Source organism: Kitasatospora sp. NPDC087861 (assembly GCF_044742585.1).
Classification (GTDB): Bacteria; Actinomycetota; Actinomycetes; order Streptomycetales; family Streptomycetaceae; genus Kitasatospora.
The window spans coordinates 1-11,995 of record NZ_JBIUUS010000045.1; the positions used below are offsets into that span (position 1 = coordinate 1).

General features: G+C 75.3%; 6 protein-coding genes. All 6 read right to left on the reverse strand.

The features are described from left to right. Positions 1-6,836, reverse strand: a 6,836-nt coding sequence (locus ACIOJE_RS36245; protein ID WP_400782365.1) for an amino acid adenylation domain-containing protein, incomplete at its 3' end; no start/stop codon positions are given. Positions 6,837-6,886: 50 nt separating this feature from the next. Then, positions 6,887-7,882 (reverse strand): TauD/TfdA family dioxygenase, encoded by a 996-nt coding sequence (locus ACIOJE_RS36250; protein WP_400782367.1) that lies wholly within the window; start codon positions 7,880-7,882, stop codon positions 6,887-6,889. Positions 7,883-7,890: 8 nt separating this feature from the next. Next, a complete protein-coding gene (locus tag ACIOJE_RS36255) occupies positions 7,891-8,103 on the reverse strand; it encodes an MbtH family protein (RefSeq protein WP_280683126.1) in 213 nt (70 codons plus the stop codon). 112 nt (positions 8,104-8,215) lie between these two features. Then, positions 8,216-9,400, reverse strand: a complete 1,185-nt coding sequence (locus ACIOJE_RS36260; RefSeq protein ID WP_400782369.1) for a cytochrome P450 — start codon at positions 9,398-9,400, stop codon at positions 8,216-8,218. Then, positions 9,394-10,179, reverse strand: coding sequence for a thioesterase II family protein (locus ACIOJE_RS36265; RefSeq protein ID WP_400782371.1), 786 nt, complete (start codon positions 10,177-10,179; stop codon positions 9,394-9,396). The genes ACIOJE_RS36260 and ACIOJE_RS36265 overlap by 7 nt, the downstream gene beginning before the upstream one ends. After that, positions 10,176-11,993, reverse strand: a complete 1,818-nt coding sequence (locus ACIOJE_RS36270; RefSeq protein WP_400782374.1) for a non-ribosomal peptide synthetase — start codon at positions 11,991-11,993, stop codon at positions 10,176-10,178. Before ACIOJE_RS36270 ends, ACIOJE_RS36265 begins: the two co-directional genes overlap by 4 nt. Positions 11,994-11,995 lie beyond the last annotated feature (2 nt).

An 11,995-nucleotide genomic window follows, 5' to 3' on the forward strand; every position in this document is an offset into this window, starting at 1 on the left:
TACTGCACCGGCAACGGCTCCCCCACCGACACCCCACCACCACACCGCACCGAATAGGCCACCGACAGATCCCGCAACAACGGACCCATCGACCAGCCGTCACCGGCGATGTGGTGCAGCACCAGGAGCAGCACGTGGCTCTCCTCGGCCGTCCTCAGCAGGGTCGCGCGGAAGGGCGGTTCAGCCGCCAGGTCGAAGGGACGGCGGGACTCCTCGTCCACCGCGCCGGCCAGCGCGTCAGCCGGGCAGTCCCGGCATTCGACGGCGATCCGGGCCTCGTCCGGCGGCAGGATCCGCTGGTACGGCTCACCGTCCGCCTCGGCCACGAGCGTGCGCAGGCTCTCGTGCCGCGCCACCACGTCCCCCAGCGCCGCCTCCAACGCCGCCACGTCCAGCTCACCGTCCAGCCGCAGCGCGACCGGCACGTTGTAGAGCGCGCTCGGGCCCTCCATCCGGTCGATCAGCCACAACCGCTGCTGCGCGAACGACAACGGCACCCGCTCCGGACGCCCGACACCCCCCGCCAACACCGGCCGACCGGCCCCGGCACCCGAACGCGCCGCCAGCCCGGCCACCGTCGGCGCCTCGAACACATCCCGCACCCCCAGCTCCACCCCCAACACCGACCGCACCCGGCTCAACAACCGCGTCGCCAGCAGGGAATGACCACCGAGCACGAAGAAGTCGTCGTCGACACCCACCCCATCGACACCGAGAACCTCCGCGAACAACCCGCAGAGGATCTCCTCCTGCGCCGTCCGCGCCGCCCGACCGCCCACCACGGACTCCGCGAAGTCCGGCGCCGGCAGCGCGGAGCGGTCCAGCTTGCCGTTGGCGTTGAGCGGCAGCGCCTCCAGCCCCACGAAGGCGGCCGGCACCATGTGGGCGGGCAGTTCGGCCGCGAGGGCGGCGCGCAGCCCGGCCGGGTCCGACGCGGCCGGGCCGACCAGGTAGGCGACCAGCCGCGCCCCGCCCGGGCCCTGCTCGTACGGCAGCACCGCGGCCTGGAGCACGCCCGGCTGCGCGGTCAGCGCGGTCTCGATCTCGCCGAGTTCGATCCGGAAGCCGCGGACCTTGACCTGCTGGTCGGTACGGCCGAGGTACTCCAGGTCCCCGTCCGGGCGGCGGCGCACCAGGTCGCCCGTGCGGTACATCCGCCCTCCTCGCCCGCCACCGGGCAGGAGGGGCCCGTCGGGCTCGAACGGGCAGGCCACGAACCGCTCCGCGGTCAGCCCCGGCCGGTTCAGGTACCCCCGGGCCAGACCCGCCCCCGCCAGGTACAGCTCACCGGGCACCCCGACCGGCACCGGGTTCAGCTGCCCGTCCAGCACGTAGCCGCGGTGGTTGCCGAGCGGGTGGCCGACCAGCGGGCGCTCGCTGTCGGAGAGGCGGTGGTACAGGGCGTCGACGGTGCACTCGGTCGGGCCGTAGACGTTGTACGCGATCAGGTCCGGAGCGTCCCGCAGGGTGGTCCACAGGGCCTGGCCGGTGGCCTCGCCGCCGAGCATCAGCAGGGCGGGCGGGCAGCGGGTGAGCAGTCCCTCCTCGATCAGCTGGTCCGCGTAGGTGGGCGTGAGGTCGAGGACGTCGATCCCGGTGCGCTCGGCGTGGCGCACCAGCGCGGCCGCGTCGCGGCGCACGTCGTCGCCGACCAGGTGCAGCTCGTGCCCGGCCGCGAGCCAGAGGAAGCCCTCCAGGGAGGTGTCGAAGGACAGCGAGGCGGTGAGCGCGACCGTCAGCCGGCGGCCCGGCCGGGCACGCTCGGCGGCGGCCACGGTCTCGGCACGGTGGAAGGCCAGCAGATTGGCGACGTTGCCGCAGGAGACCACGACGCCCTTGGGCCTGCCGGTGGAGCCGGAGGTGTAGATGACGTAGGCGGCGTGCCCCGGATGGGCGGTGCCGGGCAGGTCGTGGGCGTCGTGGAAGGCCCACAGCTCCTCGTCGACGGGCAGCACGGTGCGTCCGTCCAGCGCCTCGGCGAGCGGCCAGCGGGCGTCGGTGAGCACGACCGCCGGGGCGGAGTCGGCCAGCATGTAGGCGATCCGCTCCGCCGGGTACTCCGGGTCCAGCGGCAGGAAGGCCGCGCCGGCCTTCAGCGTCGCCAGCGCGGCGACCACCGACTCCACCGAGCGCGGCAGGGCGAGGGCGACCACGGTGTCCGGTCCGGCGCCCTCGTCGAGGAGGGCGCGGGCCAGCCGGTTGGCCCGGGCGTTCAGCTCCGCGAAGGTCAGCGAATCCGGCCCGCAGACCAGGGTGACGGCCCCGGGGGTGCGCGCGGCCTGCTCCTCGAACACCGTCAGGTAGGGCGTGTCGGCGTCCGGCAGCGCCGTGTCGTTCCATCCGGCGAGGGTGTCCCGCTCGGCCTCGCCCCGCACCTCCAGGGCGGTGACCGGGCGCTCGGGGTCCTCGACCGCCTGGCGCAGGATCAGCTCCAGGGCGGCGGCGAGCCGCCGGACCGTCTCCGGGTCGAACAGGTCGGTCGCGTACTCCAGGCCGCCGCTCAGCCCGGCCGGGGAGCCGCCGGCGGCGAACCGCTCGACCAGGCTGAGGGTGAGGTCGAAGGTCGCGGTGCCGAAGTCGACCGGCGCCTCGGTCACGGTGATGCCGGGCAGGTCCGGCCCGTCCTCGGGGGTGCCGGCGAAGGCCAGCATCACCTGGAACAGGGGGTGGCGGGCCAGCGACCGGGCCGGGTTCAGCTCCTCGACCAGCGACTCGAACGGCAGGTCCTGGTGCTCGTAGGCCGCGAGGTCGGTGTCCCGGACGCGGCGCAGCAGTTCGGCGAAGCTCGGCCGGCCGGAGAGGTCGGTGCGCAGCACGAGGGTGTTGGCGAAGTAGCCGACCAGGTCGGTGACGGCCTCGTCGAGGCGGCCGGCCACCGGGGTGCCGATCGGCAGGTCGGTGCCGGCGCCGAAGCGGTGCAGCAGGGTGGCGTAGGCGGCCTGGAGGACCATGAACAGGGTCGTGCCGTGCTCGGTGGCGAGCGCGCCGAGGCGGGCGTGCAGCTCGGCGTCGAGCTCCACCGGGACGACGGCGCCGCGGTGGGTGGCGACCGGCGGCCGGGGCCGGTCCAGCGGCAGTGGCAGCTCGTCGGGCAGGTCGGCCAGCGCGTCGCGCCAGTAGGCGAGTTGGCGGGCGGCCAGGCTCTCGGGGTCGTCCTCGTCGCCGAGCAGGGCGTGCTGCCAGAGCGCGTGGTCGGCGTACTGGACGGGCAGCGGCTCCCAGGCGGGGGCGCGGCCGGCGAGGCGGGCCCGGTAGGCGTCGGCGAGGTCGCGGTAGAGCGGGCCCAGCGAGGCGCCGTCCCCGGCGATGTGGTGCAGGACGAGGACCAGGACGTGCTCGTCCGGGCCCTCGGGCCGCAGGTAGGCGTGCACCGGCAGGTCGGCGGCCAGGTCGAAGGTGCGGCGGGCGAGTTCGTCCACCGGGCGGTCGGTGGTGGTGAGCAGCGGGGCCGTCGGCGCGTCGAGGACGCGCTGGTGGGGGGTGCCGTCGTGGTCGGCGAAGACGGTGCGCAGGGCCTCGTGCCGCCGGACGGTGTCGCCGAGGGCGTCCGCCAGGGCGGCGGGGTCGAGCGGGCCGCGCAGCCGCAGGGCGAGGGTCACGTTGTAGGTGGCGGCGGGGCCCTCCGCCTGGGCGAGGAACCAGAGGCGGCGCTGGGCGAAGGAGAGCGGCACCCGCTCGGGCCGGGTCGCGGGCCGCAGGGCCGGACGGGCCGGGGCGGGGGTGTCGGCGGCGCGGTCGGCGAGCCGGTCGACGAGCCCGGCGACGGTGGGGGCCTGGAAGAGGTCGCCGATGGTGAGCTCGATGCCGAGGTCGGTGCGGGCCCGGCCGGTGAGGCGGGTAGCGAGCAGCGAGTGGCCGCCGAGGGCGAAGAAGTCGTCGTCGATGGTGATGTCGTCGATGCCGAGCAGTTCGCCGAAGAGCTCGCACAGCGCCCGTTCGCGCTCGTCGCGCGGCGCGCGGCCGGTGTCGGCCGCGGCGAGGTCGGGGGCGGGCAGGGCCCGGCGGTCGACCTTGCCGTTGGCGTTGAGCGGCAGGGCGTCGAGGACGACGACGGCCGCGGGGACCATGTAGCCGGGCAGCGTGGTGCCGGCGAAGGTGCGCAACTCGGCCGGGGTGAGCGAGGGTTCGGCGGTGCAGTAGGCGACCAGCCGGGTGTCGCCGGGGCGGTCCTCGCGGGCGATCACGATGACCTGGCGGACGGCGGGGTGGCGGGAGAGCGCCGCCTCGATCTCGCCGAGTTCGATCCGGAAGCCGCGCAGCTTGACCTGCCCGTCGATCCGGCCGAGGAACTCCACCGCGCCGTCGGCGCGCAGCCGGACGAGGTCGCCGGTGCGGTACATCCGCTCCCCGGGCGCGTACGGGCAGGCGACGAACCGTTCGGCCGTCAGGCCGGGCCGGTTGAGGTAGCCGCGGGCCAGGCCGGCGCCGGCGATGTACAGCTCGCCCGGGACGCCGGGCGGGACGGGGCGCAGCCGGGCGTCGAGGACGTGGCTGCGCATGTTGTCCAGCGGACCGCCGATCGGCACCCGGGGGCCCGTGAGGTCGGCGTGGGTGAGCGGGTGGTGGGTGGCGAAGGTGGTGGTCTCGGTGGGCCCGTAGACGTGGGCGAGCAGCAGGTCGGGGCAGGCGTCCAGGACGCGCCGCAGCAGGGTGGCGGAGGCGGCCTCGCCGCCGGTGCAGAGGACGCGCAGGGCGGCGAAGGTCTCCGGGGCCTGCTCGGCGACGAGGTCGAACAGGGCCTTGGTGAGGAAGACGGCGGTGACGTCGTGGCGGGTGGTGACGTCGTGCAGGGCGGTGGCGTCGAGGGCGCCGGGCGGGGCGACCACGACGGTGCCGCCGGCCAGCAGGGGCGTCCAGATCTCGTAGGTGGCGGCGTCGAAGGCGTGCGGGGAGTGCAGCAGGACCCTGCGGTGCCGGCCGTCCTGCCAGCGCCGGTCGGCGGCGAGGTCGAGGACGTCGCGGTGGCGCACGGCGACGCCCTTGGGGCGGCCGGTGGAGCCGGAGGTGTACATCGCGTAGGCGAGCTGGTCCGGGTGGACGGGCACGCCGGGGCGGTGGGTGGGAGCGCCGGCCTCGTCGCCGGGGCGGACGACCACGGCGCGGTGCGGGAAGCCCGCGTCGGTGCGGTCGGTGAGCAGCACGGGGGCGCCGGTGTCGGCGAGCACGCCGGTCATCCGCTCGGGCGGCAGACCGGGGTGCATGGGGACGTAGCAGCCACCGGCCTTGAGGACCGCCAACGTGGCGACGACGACCTCGACGGAGCGCTCCATCAGCATCGCGACGGGGGTCTCGGGGCCTACGCCGAGGGCGATCAGGTGGTGGGCGAGGCGGTTGGCGCGGAGGTCGAGTTCGGCGTAGCAGATGGTGCCGCCGTCGTGGGCGAGGGCGGTGGCGTGCGGGGTGAGGTCGGCCTGGCGCTCGAAGGCCCCGGCCAGGGTGCCGGTCCGGCGCGGGGCGTCGGTGGCGTTCCACTCGGTGAGGATGCGGGTGCGCTCCTCGGGGGCGAGGACGTCGAGGGTGCCGATGGGGGCGTGCGGGTCGGCGGCGGCGCCGGCCAGGAGCCGGCCGAGCCGCTCGGCCAGGGCGGCGACGGTGGTGCGGTCGTAGAGGTCGGCGGCGTACTCGATCGAGCCGGTGAGCCCGGCGGGGGCACCGTCGGGGCCGTGCTGTTCGGCGATGCCGATGTTGAGGTCGAACTTGGCGACCCGCAGGCCGATCGGTTCGGGGGCGGACTCCAGCCCGGGCAGGTCGAGTTCGGCGTCCTGCCCGTGGTTCTGCAGCACCAGCAGGGTCTGGAACAGCGGGTGGCGGCCGAGCGTGCGGGGCGGGTTGAGTTCCTCGACGAGCCGCTCGAAGGGGATGTCCTGGTGGGCGAAGGCGTCGAGCTGGGCCTCCCGGACCCGGCCGAGCAGTTCGGTGAAGCTCGGGTCGCCGGAGGTGTCGGCGCGCAGTACCAGCGAGTTGACGAAGAAGCCGACCAGCTCGTCCAGGGCCTCGTCGGCGCGCCCGGCGACTCCGGTGCCGAGCGGGATGTCGGTGCCGGCGCCGAGCCGGGTGAACAGGGCGGCCAGGCCGGCCTGCAGGACGGTGAACAGGGTGGTGCGGTGCGTGCGGGCGAGGTCGAGCAGGGCGGTGTGCAGGTCGGCGCCCCAGGCGAGGTCCACGGAGTCGGCGGCGCCGGTGGGGGCGGGCGGCCGGGGGCGGTCCGTCGGCAGCTCCAGTTCCTCCGGGAGTCCGGCCAGGGCGGCGCGCCAGTGGGCGAGTTGACGGGCGAGCAGGCTCTCGGGATCGTGCTCGTCGCCGAGCAGTTCGCGCTGCCAGAGCGCGTAGTCGGCGTACTGGACGGGCAGCGGCTCCCAGGCGGGGGCGCGGCCGGTGAGCCGGGCCCGGTAGGCGGTGGCGAGGTCGCGCAGCAGCGGGCCGAGCGACCAGCCGTCGCCGGCGATGTGGTGCAGGACGACGAGCAGCACGTGCTCGGTCGGGGAGATGGTGAACACCGTGACCCGGATGGGCAGTTCGCGGCTCAGGTCGAAGGTCTCGGCGGCGGCCGCGTCCTGGTGGCCGGGGTGGTCGGCCGGTGCGCAGTCCACGACCAGGAAGCGCGGCCGCGCCTCCTCGGCCGGCAGGATCCGCTGCACCGGGACTCCCCCGGCCACCGGGAACACCGTGCGCAGGGCCTCGTGACGGGCGACCACGTCCGCCGTCGCGGCGCGCAGCGCGGCGGTGTCGAGCTCGCCGCGCAGGCGGAGGGCGAACGGCAGATTGTACAGCGCGGTCGGCCCCTCGATCTGGTCGATCAGCCAGAGACGCTGTTGTGCGAACGAAACCGGGATCACGGTGCTTCCTCTACTCACGTCACGGCACGGTGGTGTTCGGGGCTGCGCGGTCAGGCGTCGGCCAGGGCGGGCCGGACACTGGGCCGGCAGTCCAGGACGTCGAGGGGCTGCCCCATCGAGACGGCGATCCTGCGGTCGCCGCGGTACGGGTCCCGGCCGTGTGCGCAGAGCACGTTGTCGACCAGCATCACGTCGCCGGCCTGCCAGCGCTCGCGCACGGTCGCCGCGTGGTAGGCCTCGTTGAGGGCGTCGACGTCGGCGCGCTCCAGCGGTTCGCCGTCACCGAATCCGGTGTTGAACGGGAAGCCGTCCGGGCCGAACTCGTCGGTCATCGCCTCGCGGATGTCCGGGTCGAGCGACCACTCGTTCCAGAAGGCGAGGTGGTTGAACCAGACCTCCTCGTCGGTCACCGGGTGGCGGATGGTGCCGGGGCGCAACTGGCCGGTGCGCAGGTTGCCGTCCGGCAGCCACTCCCAGGTGATGCCGTTCTCCCGGCAGTAGGCCTCGACCTCGGCCCGGTCCTCGGTGGCGAAGGCGGTGCGCCAGCCGAGGGAGACGTAGTCCGAGTAGCTGCGGGTGAGCGTCCAGCCGGAGGTCCGCATCCGCTCGACCAGGTGCGCGGGCAGGTGGCCGAGCACCTGGCGGCAGTCGGCGGTCGGGGTCGCCCCGCCCTCCTCGGGGGCGATCAGGCAGGCGAAGAGCAGCCGGCCCGGGAAGGTGAGGGTGTAGCTGTTCTCGTTGTGCATCCGGATCGGCTGGGCCGGCGGCAGGTCGGTGGAGGAGAAGACGCCGTTGCCGTAGTCGCTGCGCGGGGTGGCCTTCTCCCGGTAGGGGGTGCGCTCGGGGAGGAGGACGTCGCGCACGGCCGCGACGTCCTCGGTGCTCGCGACCGGCAGTCCGCGCAGGAAGATCGTGCCGTGCCGGTGCAGGGCTTCGGTGAGCCCGGTCTCGTTCTCGCGCAGCCACTCGCAGGCCTCGCCGAGGTCGGCGGTACGCGGCGCGTGGGCGAGGGGCGGGCGGCCGGGGTTCAGTTCCCAGGTCGGCATGGTGGCGCTCACTGCCGGGCGAGGGAGGCGGTCAGGCTGGCGGGCCTGATGTCGGTCCAGTTGGCCTCGATGTAGTCGAGGCAGCCCTGGCGGGTGTCCTCGCCGTGGACGGTGGTCCAGCCGGCCGGCACGTCGATCCAGACCGGCCACAGCGAGTGCTGGTTCTCGTCGTTGACCAGCACCAGGTAGCCGGCGTTGTCGTCCTCGAACGGGTTGCTCATGGTGTCCTCCTTGGGTTGCTTCGAAGGTAGGGGCGGGCCGGGGGGCCGAAGGGCAGGAGTCGAGGCAGGAACGCGGCACTTCGGCTCGTGCGCCTCCTGCCGCCGGGCCCGGTCAGCGCGGGGTGAGGCGGACCGGGAAGTGGTCCAGGCCGAAGTTGATGATCGAGCGGTTGTGGGTGACCGGGCCGGTCGGTTCGATCACGGCGACGCGCTCCAGCACCGCCGTGAGCAGGGCCCCGAGTTCGGCCTTGGCCAGCGGCGCGCCGATGCAGTAGTGGGCGCCGAGGCCGAGGGCGAGGTGCTTGTTGGGCGCGCGGTCGAGCCGGATCTCCTCGGGCCGGTCGAAGGCCTCCGGATCCCGGTTGGCGGACCACACCCAGACCGCGACCCGGTCGCCGCGCCGGATGCTGCGGCCGTCGAGTTCGGTGTCCCGGCTCGCGGTGCGCAGGGTGTGCAGTCCGACCGAGGTCCAGCGCAGGAGTTCGTCCAGTGCCGCGTCCATGCCGACCTCGCCCTGCTGCAACTGCCGCCACAGTTCGGGGTGTTGGACGAGGGTGTACAGACCCATGGCGGCGGTGTGGCGGACGGTCTGGACGCCGCCGACCACGATGTTGTCCAGGTTGAGGACGACGTCCTCGACCGGCAGCAGCTTGCCGCCGACCCGGTAGGTGGCCATCCTGCTGATGAGGTCGTCGCGCGGGTCGGTGCGGCGCAGCATCACCTGGTGCAGCAGGTAGGGGATGAGCTGCTGGTGGCCGGCCCGGCGCTCCTCGGGGGTGCGGCCGAGGAAGGCGACGTCGCAGACCCGCTCGACCATCTCGCGGTCCTTCTCGGGGACGTCCAGGAGGTCGCACATGACGGACAGCGGGAGGGCGGAGACGGCGTCGACGAGGTCCACCTCGCCCCGCTCGACGGCCTGGTCGACGATCGAGGAGGCGAGCTCGGCGATGCCGCGGGAGGCTCCGCGGACCGGGCCGGGACCGAAGAACGGGTTGGCGGGGGCGCGGAGTTCGCGGTGCCGGGGCGGGTCGGTGAGGGCCATCATCCGGCCGGAGCCGACCGGGACCTTGCCCTCGCCGGCTCCGAGCAGCGAGCCCTGCTCGGAGCTGTAGAGGGCGGGGTCGCGCAGCACCTCCGCGCAGTGCCGGTAGGAGAGCACCGACCAGACCGGCCCGTCGTCGACGGTGTCGGTGCGGTGGACGGCGGCCTCCCGGCGCAGCTGCGCGATCAGGCCGGGGGTGTCGGGGCGGGCCCACAGGTCCGGGTCGGTGAGGTCGACCGCGGTGGTGGTCAGCATGAGTACTCCGTCGTGGGCTGGTGGGCGGCGCCGGGCCGCGCGATGAGGGAGGTCAGCAGGTCGACCGGGCCGGGCCCGTCGACGGTGGCGAGCAGGTGGCCGCCGGGGACGACGTGGTGGCCGGAGCCGCCGCGGGTGTGGGCCGCCCAGCTGTCGAGCCGGGCGGAGCCGAGCATCGGGTCGTCGACGCCGACGACGGTGTGCAGGTCGGAGCCGATCGGCGGGTGCGGACGGGGCCGGTAGGTGGCGACCACGGCCAGGTCGGTCCGGATGCCGTGCAGCGCGTGTTCCTTCAGCTCGGCTTCGCCCTCGACGAGTTCGCCCATGCCGGCGAGGCGGAGCAGGTCGTCGGCGGTGTGCTGGGGGCGGTCCGGTCCGGCCCAGGCGGCGGGCGGCGAGGCGGAGGCGGCGACGATCAGCTCGGGCCGCCGCTCGGCGGGCAGCGCCCGGGCGACCTCGTAGCCGAGCAGGGCGCCGAAGCTCTGCCCGTAGAAGCCGAACCGCCCGGTCAGGTGCGGGGCGAGGGCGTCCACGACGGCGTCGACCAGCAGATCGAAGCTCGCGGGCATCGGGTGGCCGAGCCGGCCGCCGCGGGCGGGCGGGCGCAGGGCCCAGACCTCGGCGGTCGGGGCGAGGGCGCGGGCGAGCGGGGTGTAGGCGGTGGCGTCGCCCCCGGCGTGCGGGAAGCAGAACAGCCGGAACGGGTGGTGCGGTTGGGGCGCGGGGACGAACAGCCAGTCCCCCTCGACGCGGGGTCGCACCCGCGTGGCGGCGGTCATGCGCCGCTCACCCGGGCGCGGGCCGTCAGGGCGGGCCGGGGGGCGGCGGTGCCGGCCTCGGCGGCCCGCTCGACGGTGGCGGTGAAGGCGGCCAGGTCGGCCGAGTCGAGCAGGTGGCGCAGCTGGAGCTCGATGCCGAGCCGGCGGCGCAGCAGGTGGACGACCCGCAGCGCGGCGAGCGAGTGGCCGCCGAGCGAGAAGAAGTCGTCGGTGGGCCGGACGCCGGTCACGCCGAGCACGGTGCCCCAGACCTCGGCGACCTGTTCCGCCAGTCCGCCGGCGCCCTCGGCGGCCGCCGCCCCGGAGGACGCCGCCCCGGAGGACGCCACCCCGGAGGACGCCGCCCCGGCCCCGGGGACGGGCAGCGCCGCCAGATCGACCTTGCCGTTCGGGGTGAGCGGCAGGGCGTCCAGCACGGTGATCACCGAGGGCACCAGGTGCGCGGGCACGGTGGCCCGCAGCCGCTCGGTCAGCTCGACGGCCGTGACGCCGCCGGTGACGTAACCGGCCAGCCTGCGGTCGCCGGGGGCGGGCTCGTACACGGTGACGGCGGCGGCCTGGACGCCCTCCAGCCCGGCCAGGGCGTGCTCGACCTCGCCGAGCTCGATCCGGTAGCCGCGCAGCTTGACCTGACGATCCACCCGGCCGACGTACTCCAGCCGACCGCCCTCGCCCCGCCGGGCCTGGTCGCCGGTGCGGTACATCCTCCCTCCTTGCCCGCCATCGGGTAGGAGGGGCCCATCGGCCGCGAACGGGTCGGCGACGAAGCGCCCGGCGGTCAGCCCGGGCCGGCCGAGGTAGCCGTGGGCGAGCCCGGGCCCGGCCAGGTACAGCTCGCCGACGACGCCGCCGGCGACCGGGGCGAGCTTCTCGTCCAGCAGGTGCAGGCGCACGCCGGGCAGCGGCTCGCCCAGGTGCGGTCCGGGGCCGCTGATCGGCGCGGTGACGGCGTCGACGGTGCACTCGGTGGGCCCGTACAGGTTGAGGGCGTCGACGCCGGTGTCGGCCAGTTCCCGCCAGGTGCGTTCGGGGACGGGCTCGCCGCCCATGAACAGCCGCGGCACCGGGGCTCCGGCGAGCGGCTCGCGCAGCAGCTCCCAGTGCGACGGGGTCAGGTCGAGGTCGGTGACGGCGTGCTCGGCCAGCAGGGCGGCCAGCCGGGCCGGGTCGGCGCGGTGCTTCTCGCCGATCACCAGAACGGTGTCGCCGCGGCAGATCCGGGCCCACTGCTGGACGGAGGCGTCGAAGGAGACGCTGGCGTTCCAGCCAACCACTGCGGGCTCGGCGCGGTAGGCACCGGTGGCTTCCAGCGCCGCCACCAGGGCGGCGACGGCGCCGCGCGGCACCTCGACGCCCTTGGGGCGGCCGGAGGAGCCGGAGGTGTAGATGACGTAGGCCGGGTCGAGCGGGTCGGCCTCCGGCGGCAGATCGGGCCCGTCCTCGGCGGCGGCGTCCGGGCGCAGCACCGGCACGCCCTGGGCCGCCGGGAGGCCGTCGGCGCTGATCAGGGCCGCGAGCCGCGCGTCGGTGGCCATGAAGGCCAGCCGCTCGGCGGGGTAGGCCGGGTCGAGCGGGACGTAGGCGGCGCCGGCCCGCCAGACGGCGAGCAGGGCGACCGGCAGGTCGGCGGTGCGTGCCAGGTGGACGCCGACCCGGTCGCCACGGCCGACGCCACGGGCGCGCAGGGCGCGGGCCAGGGCGGCGGTGCGGCGGTCGAGTTCGGCGAAGTCCAGGCGGTCCGCGCCGGCGAGGACGGCGGTGCGCTCGGGGTGGGCGGCGACGGCGTCGCGCAGGCGGTCCAGCAGATCGGTCATGA